We start from the raw sequence: 15,311 nt of genomic DNA, 5'->3' as shown, positions 1-15,311 counted from the left end.
GGCCGCGGCCCCGCTCAGTGCAGCGTGCGGAGCGCGTCGTCGACGAATGCGTTGGTATAGGTCCGTTCGACCTTCACCGACGCGTAAGCCGGATTCGCCGCGGCGAGCACCTGCCACTCCTTCGTCGCACCATCGTCCGGCATGCGCCCGTCGTTCGCGAACATCGGGATTTCCTCCTTCAGCACCTTCAGATAGGCAGCGCGATCCTTGCCGCTGATCTCTGGCGGAATGACGGCCAGGAGCTGCTCGGGCGTATGCGTGTTGATGTACTGCAGCGTGCGCACGAACGCGGCCGCCAGATGCCGGGCAATTTCCGGATGCGCGCGAACCCGCGGGCCCGACATGTAGACCGTGCTCGACGGAAACAGCGTGCCCAGGGTCCGGCGCGTGCCGTCGACCGACGTCAGGTCCGCAAAGACCGTCGCAACGCCTTTCGATTCGTAGACGTCGCCGTCGGGCGTCGGCGCCACGACGAAATCGGCGGCACCGTTACGCAACGCGTCGACATTCTTCTCCTTGCCGTCCGTGCCGAGCCGCGTGTAATCGCCGATGCCGTGGCCGCCCGCCAGCACGAGCGCGTTCGCGACCGTGCTCTTCGACGAGCCGGCGCCGCCCGCGATGAAGCGCGCGCCCTCGAGGTCGGTCACGCTTCGATACTTGGCCCTCGCCTGATTCGCGACGAGCACCTTCGCGCCCGGCGTCACGCCGAGCGTGACGACAGCCTCCGTATCGATGCCGTGCGCGTGGTTGACCACGTTGTGATGGTAATAGGCGACCACCGCGTCGACCCGTCCGTCCTTCAGCATGTCGGCACTCGACATGTCGTCGCGGATGTTCATCACGGTCACGGTCGCCCCGCCGTCGCCCAGGTAGCCGAGGCGCTCCGCGAGCACCACCGGGAAATTGCGGATCGCCTTGATCTCGTCGACGAGCAGCACGATGCGTGACGGCGGTGCATCGGCGGCAGGTGCAGCGGGAACAGCAGGCGCAGCGGGTACGGCAAGCTCGGCGGCCATCGCGTGCCCGCCGAGCAGGCAGGCGGACACCACCGCGAGTGCGATTCTTTTCATCGGATGCTCCTTGTCAGCGGATGGGTGGGTCATTGGCTCACGGCCACCGGATCGGCAACCACGACCTGCTCCTCGGTGCGCACGTTCTTCTTGCTGTCGCTGATCGCCTTCCATTCGGGGTTCTGCTTCAGGCGCTCGCGGACCTTGTCCACGACGGCCTCGCGCGCGCTCAGCGCGGCCTCGTCCCGGTACTGCAGGATCACCATCGCCGTCCACGGGCGGCCGGCCGGGAACTGGCTCGTATAGAGCGAATACCCCGACAGCACGCCTTCGTCCATCCATCCGTTGAACTGAGGAAGCACATAGGCATCCGCGTACTTCTCGTAGTCGCCGGCCGATACCAGCGTCTTGTACGGGATGACCACATACACGGCATTCGGCGATTTCGCGTCGAGCGCCGCCGTGCGCCGGGTATCGACCGGCGTCGTATGGATCGACGTCGTCACCGCGAGGGCCTTTGCGGACAGCGCCGCGGGCTGCGCCTGCTCGACCGCGCGCCAGCGATACAGGTCTTCGGGCGTCGCGAACGTCAGCAGCGCCATCGCATCCCAGTTGTCCGAATCGGCATAGCGATTGAACAGCAGCGCGTAGCGGCGCAGCCGCCCGTCGTGCTTCCAGCGCGCGAACGCGCGCGCGGTCGATTGCGCCAGTTCGCGACGCAGCGCGGGCCGGTTCGCGGGCGTCGTCTGGTAAGTGATGATCAGCGACAGCGCGTCGTTGCCGGACGCCTGCGCCGCACGCGCGGCCCCGGCGTTCAGCAGGCCGGCCAGCACGACCGCGGCTGCGAGGAAACGGCCGACGGCCAGGATCGAAACGGATTTCATGAAATTTCGCTCGACGAAAGGAAGTGAAAGGGTTGGGCGTCGCATCAGAAATCGATCCTGGCGACCATCTTCACGCTGCGATCCATCCCCGTGCCGAGCGTGCCGGTCTGCACGGAGTTCCAGTAGCGCTTGTTGAACAGGTTGTCGACCGCGAGCTTGATATCGACGTGCTTGCCGGCGATCAGGGTCGTGTAGCTGGCGCCGAGCGAGTAGATGGTGTACCCGGGGATGTATCCCTGATCCTGCGGGTTGACCGGGCGCTTCGTGATGAACGATGCGCGCACCGTCAGCGCGAGGCCGGGCAGCCAGGCCGGGCGATGCGTCAGCGCGATGTTGCCGACCCACTTCGGCGTGTTTTCCGGCGTGAGGCCCTTGATCGTCATGTCATACACGGGGTTCTGCACCGCGTGCATGTACTGGATCGCTTCGGACAGCGACCATTGACGCGTGATGTCCTGCGTCAGCACCGCTTCCGCGCCCCGATATTCGATCGTGCCGTCGTTCGCGAAGATCTGCGTGACCGAGTTGGTCACCGCGTTCGCGCGCTTGATGTCGAACACCGACGCGCTGAATTGCAGCCACCTGAAGTAGTGGTCGCGCACGCCGATCTCGTATTGCGTCGACACGGCCGGTGCGAGCACCTGGTACGCGTTCTTCGCGTTCGCGGGCGCGACACCGCCGTCCTCCAGGCCTTTCATGTAGCTCGCGAACAGCGTCGTGGTCGGCAGCACGTCGTAGAGGATGCCGAACGCCGGGGATCCGACCCATGTCGACGACGACACGACGCCGTCGTTCGCCGACGAGCGGCTTGCGCGGAAGCCGAGCAGGAACTTCCACTTCGGGCCGACGCCGACCATGTCATACGTATAGAGGCCGGTATCCGCGTTGACCTGCTTCGGCAGCGACGTGTTGGGATGGGTCGGCACCGGTGCGGGCAACGGAATCGGGTCGAAGATGTTGACCCGCACCGGCAACACGATCGTATTTTGCGCAGGCGTCTCGGCGATGCGCTCGCTGCGCGACACGCCGAAGGTGATGTCGTGCGTGAGCGGGCCCGTCGCGAACTGGCCGAGCAGTTCCGCCCGCTTGTACTTGTTGAAATAGACCTGCGTCACCTCGCTGACGGTCGGGATGCCGCCCGCGCCGGTAAACACATTGTACCCGCCGATCCGGGTCGTCGAGCGCGAGCGATCCGAATCCGACTGGCCGATTTCGGCGAGCGCCTTCCAGCCCGGCGCGATGTCGTAGTCGACGCGCCCCTGGACGTTCGTCGTCTTCGCGGAAAATACCGCCCACGGGCCCGACAGCAGGTTCCGCGGATCCGGCACGCGCGGCAACGTGATGTGCCCCTTGACGGCCGTCGGCAGGCTGATGCTGCCCTGCTCGACGACCTCCTTCCGGTACGTTTCGAGATCGAACTGGAAGTGCAGGCGGTTGGTGACCTGCCAGTCGGCGCCGACGCTGCCGAACCAGCCGCGCCCGTTCGCGCCGTGCACGCCGTTCTCGAGGTGCGTGTCCGACGCGTTCACGCGGATACCGAATTGCTTTTCGCTGCCGAACCGATGGCTGACGTCGGCTGCGACGCCGATCTGCCCGAACGAATTGCCCAGCAGCGCGAGCGACGCGACGTCCTTGTCCATCGGCGCGCGCTTCGTCACCATGTTGAGGATGCCCGCGGGGCTCGCCACGCCGAACATCAGCGCGTTCGCGCCCTTCAGCGTCTCCACGCGCTGCTTGTTCTCCGCCGGCACCGACATCACGTTTGCGGTCGGCAGGCCGCCGTTGAGCCGGTAGTTCGCGAACAGGTTGACCTTGATGCCGCGGATGCTGGCCGCATCGGCCGGGCTGCCCGACGAGTTGGTCGGCGAGACGCCGGCCTGGTTCTTGACCGCGTCGGTCACCCCTTCCTGCGCGGTCTGCAGCGTGCCGGCGCCCATCACCTCCTTGGTCATCGGCAGCGATTCCTTGTTGCCGAGCGCCTCCCCGTTCAGTTGCGCCGCGATCACCGATGTTGCCGGCTCGAGCCGCCTCGGCTCGTAAAGCGCGGCGGCGTCGCGAATCCGCTTGCGCAGTTCGTCCCGGATCTTCCCGGCCTTCTTCACGAGCACCGCCTGGTCGTCAACGGCGCGGTATGGCATCACGACGCCGAGCGCGCCGATCGTCCGGCCCGCGGCATCCTGCAGCGGCAGCTCGACTTCGAGGCGATCGCCGTCGCGGCCGATCGCGGTCTGGGTCTTGCCGGTCTCGATCACCCGCCGGTCGTCCGCATCGGCCGGCTTGCCGATGCGGCCGATGTTCGATGCAATGATCGGATAGTCGCCGTCACCACCCGGTCGCGCGACGTGCATCGCGAGCGCCATCACGTCGCCGCGCGTGCGGATCACGTCGTCGACGAGCGTCTGCGCGTACGGATTCGCCGGAATGCCCGTGGTCGCAAGCACGGGGTCGAAGAGTTCGTTCCCGTAGCGGATCTGCTGGCTCAGTTCGTCGCGGATCAGCACGCCCGCCCGGATCAGCGCGTCCTTGTCGAGGCCGGAACCCGGCGGGTACGGGAACGTCACTTCGACTTCGCCGATCACCTTGCGCGTGACGTCGAGCAACGGCAAATGCACCTCGACGTTCTGGTCGGCCCGCTTGTTCACTTCCACGAACGGCGTGCCGGTCCTGACCACGTCGAGATCGTCCGGGTCCGACTTCCTGCCGATCCGGTTCGCCGATTTCGCCGCGACGATCACGCTGTCGTTCTCGCCCGGGGGACGCATGTGAAGATCCAGCTCGACGAGCTCCGGGTGCAGCGCGACCGTGCGCTCCACCAGTTGCTGCGCATAGTGCTTCGCGTGTCCGGGCTGCGGCACCTGCGCATTCTCGTGCGGGCCGCTGTCGGCCTGCGCGTAGAGCAGCGGGGAAAACAAGGCCAGCACGGCCATTGCCACCATGGTTCTCCTGATCACGGTCTCCTCCAGGTCGTTTGCATTATCCGTCTTCGATCCGGTCCGGCCGCAACCGGCGTCTCGCCCGGCGGCGCGATGCCAGCGTCCGCCGTCCGGTCAGATGTCCAGCACCAGCAGATCCCCCTTCGCACGCGAGCAGCAGGGCGTGAAATGACCGTGTCGTTCGCGCTGTGCGGGCGTCAGCACGCAGTCGAGGTGTTCGACGTCGCCGGCAAGCACCCGCGTGACGCAGGTGCCGCAGACACCCTGCTCGCACGATGTCGGAATCCTGACGCCGTGCTCGGCGAGCGACGCGGCGACGGACTTGTCCACGGGGATCCGGTACACCTTGCCCGTGCTGGCGAGCTGCACGTCGAACGCACGTGCCGCTGCGTGCACTTGCGCCGCCGGTGCAAAGCGCTCGCAGTGCAGCTGCCGCTCGGGCCAGCCGCGGTTGCGCGCGGCGCGCAGCACCGCATCGATGAAGCCCGCGGGCCCGCACACATACAGATGCGTGGCTTGCGACTGGCTGTCGAGCACGCGCTCGATGTCGAAGCGTTGCTCCGCGCGTGTGTCGCTGAAGTGGAACCTTGCACGCCCGGCAAACGGCGCGCACGCGAGCCGCTGCACAAATGCGGCACGCGAGCGCGAGCGGGCGCAATAGTGCAGCTCGAAATCGGCGTCGTGCCACGCGAGACGCTCCGCCATGCCGATGATCGGCGTGATGCCGATCCCGCCCGCGAGCAACAGCGAGCGCGGCGCGGTCTCGTCCAGCGCAAAGTGATTGACCGGCGCCCCGATCTCGAGCAGGTCGCCTTCGTGAATCCGTTCGTGCATGGCCGCCGATCCGCCACGCGAATGCGTGACGCGCAGCACGGCGATCAGGTAGCGGCGCCGTTCGCGGGGATCGCCGCACAGCGAGTACTGGCGCACGAGGCCATCGCCCAGATGCACGTCGATATGGGCGCCCGCCGCGAACGGCGGCAGCTTGCGTCCGGCCGGATCCGTCAGCTCGAACGCACATACGCCGTCGGCCTCGATCGTCTTGCTCGCGACGCGCACGGTCAGGCGCGCATGGCGCGCCGCAGGACGCCGCGCGCGGCGCAACGCGTTGCGAATCCCGGTGAAGGCAAGCAGCGGCACGCACAGCGCGCCGGCCAGCAGCAACAGTTGCCCGAACACACCGCCCACCGCGCCGGTGTGCCACGACAATGCCCAGAAATACAGCTTGTGTCCGATGCTGCTGCGCGCATACGGAACGAAGCGCAGCACCTTGCCCGTGTAGGCATCGATGAACAGCATCGTGCGAGCGTTCGGATGCGGCGCGTCGCGATCGATCAGATACATCTCGACTGGATCGCGCGGCTTCCCGGGGATATGCAGCAGCGCATCCTGCGGGTCGGGCGACAGCGACTGCGCGATGCGCCAGAAACGCTCGAGCGGTTGCCGCTGCGCATCGTTTGCAGGCACCGCCGACTTCGGCGGCCTCGCGGGCTGCGGCGAACCGGTCATCGCATAGATGCCGTGCGCGTACCAGTCGAACGCCCACGGCAGCCCGGTCAGCACCATCGACAGCAGGATCGCGCTCGCATAGATCCCGGCCGTGCGATGCAGCCGATACGCAAGCGCCTGTCCGCGCGCGCCCGAGCCGGGCACGAACGCGATCCGCCAGCCGTGACGCGAGCGCGGCCACCAGAGCATGGTGCCGCCGCCGATCAGCAGCAACCCGAACAGGATCGCACTCGTGCCGGTGATCAGGCTGCCGTGCTTCATGAAACGAAACCGGTGAATCTGCTCGATCGTGCCGAGCAGGCCGCCGTAACGCGAGCGCTCGCCCAGTACCGCCCCGGTACACGGATTCAGGTAGACGAAATGCTGGTCGGTGAAACGGACCATCGCGGACGGCATGCGCGGCGCGCCGGGCCTGCCCGCGACGAGCCGGATATAGTCGAGCGTCGCCGCAGGCCGCACCGCAGCCCCATTCGCAGCCGCATTCGCGGCCAGTGTGTCGAGCGTCACGCGCGCCGTGCAGGCCGGCACCGTCAGCAGATCGCGATTGAGCACCGGCTCGAGGCCCGGACGGAATACGATCGATGCCCCGGTGATCGCCATCAGCAGGATCACGAGTCCGACGGTCAAGCCGCACCAGCGATGGACCTGCAGCACGAGAGAACGGAAAGCGGGTTTCATGAGGTTGCCCGGACGACGACTGTTCACAGCCGTCATCTTTGTCGGCAAACCTGAATGAAAGCTGAATTCAAGGGCATGTCGGGGTAAGTCCCGACTCGCCGCGCGCGACGCGACGCGCGCGTGGTCGCGTCCTCTTCGAGCTGCGAATCGTTCTGCGATTCGTGCTGCGAATTCACCGTCGATTCGCAGGCGCGCCGCGTACCTGAAACGAACATGAACGCTTCCTGAATTTTCGTTCAGGAAGATCAGGAAAACCCCGCCTTTGACGTTGCGTTGCTTGTCACGCCGAACCGCCTGCGCTAGCCTGAAACTACCCCACAGGCGGTTCCACGATGAAGATCCTGATCCTCGAAGACCAGCGCAAGCTGGGCCTTTTCCTCAAGCAGGCGCTGGCCGAACGTGCATACACGGTGACCTGGGTCGAGAGTTGCGCGCAGGCACGCGAAGCGCTTTGCGAATCGAGTTACGACGTCATCGTGCTCGATCTGGGCCTGCCCGACGGCGACGGCCTCGACCTGCTGCGCGAATGGCGCAGCGCCGGCTTCAACGAGCCGGTGCTGATCCTGAGCGCGCGCGACGCAGTCGAAGATCGCGTCAAGGGGCTCGACGTCGGCGCCGACGACTACCTGCCGAAACCCTTCAGCCTCGAAGAGCTGCTCGCGCGGATGCGCTCGCTGCTGCGGCGCCAGTCCTCGGTCAAGGAAACCGTGCTGCAGCACCAGGGCATCAAGCTCGATCTGCTGAGCCGCACCGTCCACCTGAACGGCAAGCCGATCGACCTGACGAGCCGCGAGTTCGCGTTGCTGGAGATCTTCCTGCAGAATCCCGGCCGCATCCTGACGCGCACGCTCATTGCCGAGAAAATCTGGGAATCCCATTACGACGTCGACACCAACCTGCTCGACGTCTACATGAGCCGGCTGCGCGGCAAGTTCGAGGCGCCGCTCGGCAAGCCGCTGTTCAAGACGGTACGCGGCGTCGGCTACCAGCTCCTATGAAGTCGATCGGCGCGCGCCTCGCGATCTGCTACGTGCTCGCATCGACCGTCACGTTCGCGTCGCTGTTTCTTGCCGGGCGGTACTTCATCGAGCACCACGCGATCCACGCACTGGATCTGCTCAACCAATCGGAGTTCGAACGGATTCGCGCCGCCGGCACCGCGCTCGGCACGAAGCCGCCGGAGGCGGAACTGCGCCAGCGCGTGCAGTCGATGATGTCCGACAACCTGGAACTGTTTTTTACCGAGATCTACGGGCCTGGCGGCACGGTGGTGTTTCGCTCGCCGGACCTGCACGGGCGCGATCTCGTGCCGTCGCCTCGCCACCAGCAGGCGTTCAACACGGATATCGAAGGGCTGGGCGAGCTGCGCGCGGGCAGCTTCGCGCTCGGGCCGTATACGGTCGTGGTGGCCACCACGAAGGGGCACGTGCGCGTCGTGATGAGCGCGTACGAACACACGTTCTACGGATTGCTGGTCGTCATGGTCGTGGTCAGCAGCGTGATCGGCTACGGCTTCAGCCGGATGGCGCTGCGCCCGCTCCGGCTGATCCAGGACACCGCAGACCGGATCCGCTCGGACAACCTGAGCGAGCGCATCCCGGTGTCCGCCGCGCGCGACGAGATTTCGGACCTCGCGCGCCTGCTCAACCAGATGTTCGACCGCCTCGAAGCGTCGTTCGACCAGATCCGGCGATTTACCGCGGAAGCCTCGCACGAATTGAAGACTCCGCTGACGCTGGTGCGGCTGCAAGCCGAAAAGCTGGTCGTCGACGGTCAGTTGACGCCGGCGCAGGAACACGCGGTGCAGATCCAGATCCGCGAACTGGCCCAGCTCAATCGCATCATCGAGGACCTGCTGTTCCTGTCGCGCGCCGATGCGCGCGCGATTTCGCTCGATCTGCGGCCGCAGGATCCGGAGCCGTTCCTGCAGAACTTCGCGCAGGACGCCCATGTGCTGGCCGAACACCGCGACCAGCGCTTCTTCCTCACGCATCACGGCAGCGGACAGGCCGCGATCGAGCCGAAGTGGGTCCGCCAGGTGCTGTTGAACCTGCTCAGCAATGCGCTCGCAGCCTCCCCGCCGGGAAGCCGCGTCACGTTGCGCTCCACGTTGATGAACCAATGCTGGCAGGTCCGCCTGGAGGACGAAGGGCCCGGCGTCGCCGCCGAACAGCGCGAACGCATCTTCGAGCGCTTCGTGCGCGTCCAGCGTCCGGGCCACGAGGACAAGGGCAGCGGCCTCGGCCTCGCCATCTGCCGCAGCCTCGTCGAACTGCACGGCGGCCGCATCTACGCCGAGGCCGGGCCGGGCGGCCGCGGGCTGTCGATGGTCTTCGAGATTCCCGCCGCCACGCCGCCCGGTCCCGCCGGCCCGTCGCCGCTCAGCGCGCCGCTCCATTCGACCGACGCGGCCTGAGCAAGACGCGGGCGCGCATTACAGGTCGCGCTGATAGCCGACGTAGTACGAGAAGCGGTTGGTGTCGCTCACGTGCGTGAGGCCGCGCCCGAACGAGAACAGGAGACGGTCGCGCTCCGTCAGCCCGTAGATGCCGCCGAGATTGAAGCCGACCGCGGACGGATCGTCACGGCTCGCCGCGCCGATGTAGAAGACTTCGCCGCCGAGCTGGAGGCGTTCGCCGAACTTGCGCAACACGGCCCAGCCGCCGGTCCAGTACCCTTGCTGTCCCGCATGGCGGTTCACGACGTACCCACCGCCGCCGAACGTCGTCCAGTCGCCGATCGTCTTCTGCGCCCACAGCGGCAGCAGCACGTGCGCATGCCCGTCGCCGAGGCCCAGGCGCTCGTTGCCGGACGGCAGCTTGACGCTCGGCGCGAACGCGACCTGCGGACGCCAGCCCGCGTCGTCCTCGGCAATGAAGCGGTACTTCGCGCCGAGTTCGGTATCGCCGACGCCGTAACGGGTCCGGTTCGCGGTTTCGTGCATGAACGCCATGCCGAGCGTCGCATTGATCTGCAGGTTGTCGAGCAGTCCGTAGTTGATCTCGACGCCCGGCAGCATGCCGCCATGGCTGCCGGCGCGCACCGTGCCCGACGCGGCGGCATCGATTTCGAAGTGCCCCCGCTCGACGGGCTCCGGATCGTCGGTCACGAACGGCGGGCCGGCCAGCGCGGCATGACAGGCCAGCGCTGCGCCGACGGCGAGCGCCGCCTTGACGAATCGGGCGCGACGCTGCGTGCGACGCGCGGCCGGAACCGGATGACGGATGAAGGACATGAGGCGGTTGCTCCTGGTCGAATGGTGGCCGGCGCCGCATGCGGGCGCCCGGTGCGAGACACGAACGGGATAGGTCGGAGGAAAGACGGAAGGGGCGGAACGATGCACGGGTGCATGACGGGTGCAAGACAGGCGCGCGAGCCACGCGAACTGCGGGTGCTGCGCCGGCCCGCCGGATACGCGGGCCGGCGCGGTGGGCCGGGTCAGTGGCCCGCGTCGGAGAACTGCGGCGGACGCCACTTGAGCAGCCGGTTCTCGAGTTGCGTGAGCACGAATTCCGCGCCGAGCGCGACGACCGCGAGCACGATCATCGCGGCGAACACGCCGGCCGCGTTGAACGCGCCCTGCGCGGTCGAGATCAGCAGCCCGATCCCCTGCTTCGAGCCGAGGAATTCGCCGACCACGGCGCCCACGAGCGCGAACCCGAAGCTCACGTGCAGGCTGGCGAGAATCCAGCTCATCGCGGCCGGCAGCACCACCGTCAGCGTCACGTCGTGTTTCGACGCACCGAGAATATGCGCGTTGGCGATCAGGTTGCGATCGGCCTCGCGCACGCCCTGGAATGCATTCGCGAACACCACGAAGAACACCATCACGACCGCCAGTGCGACCTTCGACGCCATGCCGAGACCGAGCGCGATGATGAACACCGAGCCGAGCACCACGCGCGGGATCGAGTTCGCGATCTTGATGTAGAGGCTGAACACGTCCGCGAGCAGCTTGTTGCGGCCCAGTGCGATCCCGGCGATCACGCCGCCCACGCTGCCGATCAGGAAGCCGAGCGCGGTCTCCTCGAGCGTCACGAGCACCTGGACCCACAACGGCCCTTGCGACGTTCCCTCGGTCAGCCACTGCCAGATCTGCGCGACGATCAGCGACGGCGTCGAAAAGAAAAACGGGTCGATCCAGCCAACGCGGCCCGCGAGCTCCCATCCGCCCAGCGTCACGACCAGCACCGCGAGCCGCAACACATGCACGAGCGTCTGGCGCCGGCGCACGCTCGCCTGGGCCCGCACTTCCACCTGCCGCAGCTCGATCTCGTTCGAGGCGGCGCCTGTCATCGGGGTATTCATGCTGTTCCTCAACGCGCCCGCGGGCGCTCAGATGTGAACTTCGTCGCGCAGATCGTTCCAGATCTGCCGCGACAGTTCGATAAAGCGGGGGGAATAGCGCGATTCCGCGACGTCGCGCGGACGCGGCAGGTCGATTTCGTACGACGTCTTGACGGTCGCCGGGCCCGAGGTCAGCACGAACACCTTGTCCGCGAGCGCGATCGCCTCTTCGATATCGTGCGTGACGAACACGACCGATGCGCCGTTCACGCTCCACAGATGCAGCAGCTCGTCCTGCATCAGCGTGCGCGTCTGCACGTCGAGCGCCGAGAAGGGCTCGTCCATCAGCAGGATCTCGGGTTCGTTGATGAAGGTCTGGGCCAGCGCCACGCGCTTGCGCATGCCGCCGGACAGCTGGTGCGGATAGTGGCGCTCGAAGCGCGCGAGACCGACGCGGCGAATCCATTCCATCGCGCGCTCGTACGCCTGCGCCTTGTTCTCGCCGCGGTACAGCGGGCCAGCCGCGACGTTGTCGAGCACGTTCTTCCACGGAAACACCGCGTCCGACTGGAACACGAAGCCGATGCGGCGATCGATGCCGGTGACGGGCTCGCCCCAGATCCTGACCGTGCCGGCGCTCGGCGCGGCGAGCCCCGTGATCAGGCTGAGCGTGGTGGATTTGCCGCAGCCCGTCGGGCCGACGACGGCGCAGAACTCGCCCTTGCCGACGCTCATGCTGAAGTTCTGCAGCGCCATGATCGCCTTGCCTTCCGGACTGACGAAGCGGCGGCTGACGCGGTCGAGCTCGATCGCCGGAACATCGTTCGATGCGGCGACGGGATGCTGCGCGATTGCCTGGGGAGCTGTCATTGGTTACCACCTATGGGAGCAGATTGAAATCGACGAAGCGTGCGCGACGGCCCGCTGCCGGACCGTCGCGGCGAACGCGGCTACTTGATCTGCACGGCGTTGATGAATTCGGTCGTGAAGGTCTTCGACAGATCGATCTTGCGACCCATCACCGCCTTGTCGAACGACCCGAGCACTTTCAACACGGTGGGCGGGCCCGATTCCGGCATGCGGCCGTCCGGGATGAACATCACCTTGCCGTTGGCCAGCGCCTTCGTGTACATCGCGCGGTCGCCCGCGTAGTAGTCGGCCGGCATCTGCGCGGTGATTTCCTCCGCGCTGTGCGTGTCGATGTAGCGCAGCGTCTTGACGAACGCGTTCGCGAGCTTCTGCACGGTCGCCTTGTGCGACTGCACCCAGTCGTTCTGCATGTACAGGCTGGCGGCCGGGTACATGCCGCCGAGCCACTTCTGCGTGCTCTCGGGCGAGCGCAGGTCGACCAGCACCTTCGCGTCGCCGGTGTTCACGAGGCGCGACACCGTCGGCTCGGTCGTCATGCCGCCGTCGATCTTGCCCTGCTTGATCGCGGCGATGAACGTGTTGCCGGCGCCGACGGGCAGCGATGTCATCTCCGACGTCTTCACGCCGTGCGACACGCCAAGGTACTGGGTGAGGAAGTTGGTCGACGAGCCGAGACCGGTGACGCCCAGCGTCAGGCCACGGAAGTCGGCCGGCGACTTGACCTTGCCGGCAACCTTCGACGAGATCAGCTCGACTTCGCCGGGCGTGTGGCTGAACTGCACGACGGACTCGATGTACTTGCCTTTCGCCTGCAGATCGATCGTGTGGTCGTAGAAGCCGACGACGCCCTGCACCGTGCCGGCGACCAGTTCGTTCTCGGCATCGACGCCCGCCGCCTCGTTGATCAGCTCGACGTCGAGGCCCTGCTCCTTGAAATAGCCGAGCCGCTCGGCGAGCTTGGCCGGCAGGTAGATCTGCTTTTCCATGCCGCCGACCATCAGGGTGAGCTTCTCGGCGGCATTCGCGGCCGGCACCAGGGTGCCGAGCACCAGCGCGCCGGCAGCGATGCGCAGGACAGTGTGTTTCATGGGATGTTCTCCTCCGGTTTCGTCAGGTATGGCGTATTGCCTTCCATGTGGCGTTCGCGCCGTGCCGCGCGTCGGGACGCATCGGCTCACGGAACGGTTTCAGTTATACGGGGCGACCTTAAAATCAGGCTGAACGCAATATGAATGTCCGTTCAGGGATGCGCGGCCGTGCGTCGGTGCGCGCCGGATCGCGATCCCATCGCTTGCTACCTGAGCTTCGTCAGCTCTTCGCGCGTCTCTTTCGCGCTCAGCGGGAAGTACGCCGAATAGCGCACGGGCTCCTGGCCGTCGCGGCTCAGCACATAGCGCAGGAACGCTTTTTCCTGCGGCGTCAGCGGACGGTTCAGGCGGATGTACATATAGCGCGTGAGCGGGTAGCGGCCGCTCGCCGCGCTCTGCGCATCGAGTGCCTGGAACGGCTCGCCCGCGCCACGCGCGACCGCGAGCGTCTTGAGTCCGGGGCCACCTTCCTCGAGTCCGCCGAAGCCGATCGCGCCCGGGTCCGCGGCGATCGCGCGCGCCGTCGCGTCGATCGATCCCTCGTGCACCGCGGCGTTCCAGGCCCCACTCGCCAGCACCATGACCTGCATCGACATCGCGTTCGGCGCGGTGTGCGGCGGGATGTAGATCGAGATCGGCCGGTCGGCCCACGCACCGGTCAGGCCCAGCTGGCCCCATCGCGTGATGCCGGGGTGCTGCTGCAGGATCGACGCAAGCTGCGGCAACGTGATGCCGTTCAGCGGATTGTCCGGATGCACGAAGATCGCCTGCGCGGTGGTCCGTTGCGGCGTGTCGAAGCCGCCACGCGCGACGCGGATCTCGAGCGGCGCCGCGTCGTGGCGAATCCGCGCGTAATCGGCGCGCTCGTCCGGCCAGAGTTCGCGGCCCATCGGCGCCATCCCCGTGTCGCCCGCGAGCAGCGCATGAAACCCGTTCAGCGTGCCGAGATGCTCCCACCGGTCGCCCTTGCGCACGCCCGGTTGCACGCGCGTGAAGCCGTCGATCCACGTATCCATCAGCGATTTCATCCCGTCGCTGCCGACGCTGTTGATCGCGCCGCGCAGGTTCGTCACCGCACGATAGGGGGCAAGCTGCGCATCGAGCGGCGGCAGGAAGCCATCGAGCTTCGCACGCTCGCGCGCGGCGTCGGCCGCGGCGAGCGGCGTGAAGCGCGCCTGGCTCGCGACGATCGCCTGGCCCGCGTCGCTCAGAGTGAACGTCAGGAACGCCTTGACCTTGGGCGGCAGCGGCGCGCCGGGCCGCCGGTTCACGGCGAGATAGGCCGCATGCCCGTCGAGATCCGCGACGCGCACGAGCAACGGCGACTTCATCATGTCGCCGGCGAACTGGTGCGCGTACGGCTGCAGCTCGGTCGGCAACGGCTCGCGCGCGAGCGGCGCGACATCGGCGTCGCCGAACATCAGCGCACCGAACGCGGTCGCACTGCCCGCGTGCCACCAGTGAGGGCCTTTGCGGATCCCGGGCTGGCGTCGCTCGAAGCCGGCCAGCCACGCGTCGAGCAGCGGCCCCATCGCGTCATCCCCGACGCTGCTGAGCGTTCCGCTCAGGTTCGGCTGGGTCTGGTAGGCCGGCAACCCTGCTTCGGGATCGGCCGCGCGCGCGGCGCACGGCGCCAGGAACGCCAGGCAGACAGCAAGCGCCAGGCCGGATCCGGCGCGGCGCAAGAGCGCTGACGGTGCGCAAGGATCCTGCACACGCGACGGCCGGGGCGAACAGGACGGGAGCCGCGGCGACGGGAGCAGCAGCGACGGGGGCAGCAGCGACGACGAGGCGCGCCGCCATGACAAATTGAAAACGGGCACGGGGGTCTCCTGCCGGAGTGGAAGATGGCGCGCGGCGGCCCGGCTTCCGGTCAGGAACGCCGCCCCGCCATCGCGCCCGGAGAAGCTGTCGCCACGGTACGGCCGCACGCTGAAGCGAACCTGAACCGATGCTGAAAATTCGTTCAGGCTCAATCGGGCGTTCCATGAACGCATTTTCAGGATGTCTTCAGATTGCGTTCATCCGGCGCCGCTATCGTTCGGCACATGG

The 15,311-nt window shown here is 67.1% G+C and carries 11 protein-coding genes; 2 read left to right on the top strand and 9 right to left on the bottom strand.

The features are described from left to right. Nucleotides 1-14: 14 nt before the first annotated feature. The 4 genes from DID96_RS20115 to DID96_RS39415 form a co-directional block, all read right to left on the bottom strand. Nucleotides 15-1,070, bottom strand: a complete 1,056-nt coding sequence (locus DID96_RS20115) for an ABC transporter substrate-binding protein (RefSeq protein ID WP_124601022.1) — start codon at nt 1,068-1,070, stop codon at nt 15-17. 29 nt (nt 1,071-1,099) lie between these two features. Continuing rightward, nucleotides 1,100-1,894 carry a hypothetical protein gene (locus DID96_RS20110; protein ID WP_124601021.1) on the bottom strand — a complete coding sequence of 265 codons (795 nt, stop codon included), beginning with the start codon at nt 1,892-1,894 and terminating at the stop codon, nt 1,100-1,102. 44 nt (nt 1,895-1,938) lie between these two features. Beyond that, nucleotides 1,939-4,845: a TonB-dependent siderophore receptor gene (locus tag DID96_RS20105; RefSeq protein WP_260463956.1), complete on the bottom strand. Its 2,907-nt coding sequence runs from the start codon at nt 4,843-4,845 to the stop codon at nt 1,939-1,941. Nucleotides 4,846-4,941: 96 nt separating this feature from the next. Beyond that, the gene (locus DID96_RS39415) at nt 4,942-7,014 is read right to left on the bottom strand and encodes a PepSY domain-containing protein (protein ID WP_124601020.1); all 2,073 of its coding nucleotides are present in this window, start codon (nt 7,012-7,014) and stop codon (nt 4,942-4,944) included. 332 nt (nt 7,015-7,346) lie between these two features. Here DID96_RS39415 and DID96_RS20095 point away from each other — a divergent pair, with 332 nt between their 5' ends. Both DID96_RS20095 and DID96_RS20090 read left to right on the top strand, forming a co-directional pair. Continuing rightward, entirely contained in the window at nt 7,347-8,012 is a 666-nt protein-coding gene (locus DID96_RS20095) for a response regulator transcription factor (protein WP_124601019.1), read from the top strand. Next, complete coding sequence (locus tag DID96_RS20090) at nt 8,009-9,430, top strand: ATP-binding protein (RefSeq protein ID WP_124601018.1); 1,422 nt, start codon at nt 8,009-8,011, stop codon at nt 9,428-9,430. Before DID96_RS20095 ends, DID96_RS20090 begins: the two co-directional genes overlap by 4 nt. A gap of 18 nt (nt 9,431-9,448) precedes the next feature. Here the strand turns inward: DID96_RS20090 and DID96_RS20085 are convergent, their stop codons facing one another. The 5 genes from DID96_RS20085 to DID96_RS20065 form a co-directional block, all read right to left on the bottom strand. Continuing rightward, nucleotides 9,449-10,249, bottom strand: coding sequence for a hypothetical protein (locus DID96_RS20085; RefSeq protein ID WP_124601017.1), 801 nt, complete (start codon nt 10,247-10,249; stop codon nt 9,449-9,451). 203 nt (nt 10,250-10,452) lie between these two features. Continuing rightward, nucleotides 10,453-11,322, bottom strand: coding sequence for an ABC transporter permease (locus tag DID96_RS20080; RefSeq protein WP_409333794.1), 870 nt, complete (start codon nt 11,320-11,322; stop codon nt 10,453-10,455). A gap of 27 nt (nt 11,323-11,349) precedes the next feature. Next, nucleotides 11,350-12,171: an ABC transporter ATP-binding protein gene (locus DID96_RS20075; RefSeq protein ID WP_124601016.1), complete on the bottom strand. Its 822-nt coding sequence runs from the start codon at nt 12,169-12,171 to the stop codon at nt 11,350-11,352. A gap of 80 nt (nt 12,172-12,251) precedes the next feature. Next, nucleotides 12,252-13,259, bottom strand: coding sequence for an ABC transporter substrate-binding protein (locus tag DID96_RS20070; protein ID WP_124601015.1), 1,008 nt, complete (start codon nt 13,257-13,259; stop codon nt 12,252-12,254). A 206-nt stretch (nt 13,260-13,465) separates the two neighbouring features. After that, entirely contained in the window at nt 13,466-14,944 is a 1,479-nt protein-coding gene (locus tag DID96_RS20065; RefSeq protein WP_260463955.1) for a substrate-binding domain-containing protein, read from the bottom strand. Nucleotides 14,945-15,311 lie beyond the last annotated feature (367 nt).

This window comes from Burkholderia sp. Bp8963, assembly GCF_003854275.1.
GTDB lineage: Bacteria > Pseudomonadota > Gammaproteobacteria > Burkholderiales > Burkholderiaceae > Burkholderia.
Note: the sequence above shows the minus strand (reverse complement) of the source record. Positions and strands in the feature narration are given on the sequence as shown.

Bases quoted from the DNA above. Each gene is read 5' to 3' on its own strand.
- DID96_RS39415 (WP_124601020.1), bottom strand. From the start codon at position 7,014: ATGAAACCCGCTTTCCGTTCTCTCGTGCTGCAGGTCCATCGCTGGTGC.
- DID96_RS20075 (WP_124601016.1), bottom strand. From the start codon at position 12,171: ATGACAGCTCCCCAGGCAATCGCGCAGCATCCCGTCGCCGCATCGAAC.
- DID96_RS20110 (WP_124601021.1), bottom strand. From the start codon at position 1,894: ATGAAATCCGTTTCGATCCTGGCCGTCGGCCGTTTCCTCGCAGCCGCG.
- DID96_RS20070 (WP_124601015.1), bottom strand. From the start codon at position 13,259: ATGAAACACACTGTCCTGCGCATCGCTGCCGGCGCGCTGGTGCTCGGC.
- DID96_RS20080 (WP_409333794.1), bottom strand. From the start codon at position 11,322: ATGAATACCCCGATGACAGGCGCCGCCTCGAACGAGATCGAGCTGCGG.
- DID96_RS20090 (WP_124601018.1), top strand. From the start codon at position 8,009: ATGAAGTCGATCGGCGCGCGCCTCGCGATCTGCTACGTGCTCGCATCG.
- DID96_RS20095 (WP_124601019.1), top strand. From the start codon at position 7,347: ATGAAGATCCTGATCCTCGAAGACCAGCGCAAGCTGGGCCTTTTCCTC.
- DID96_RS20115 (WP_124601022.1), bottom strand. From the start codon at position 1,070: ATGAAAAGAATCGCACTCGCGGTGGTGTCCGCCTGCCTGCTCGGCGGG.
- DID96_RS20085 (WP_124601017.1), bottom strand. From the start codon at position 10,249: ATGTCCTTCATCCGTCATCCGGTTCCGGCCGCGCGTCGCACGCAGCGT.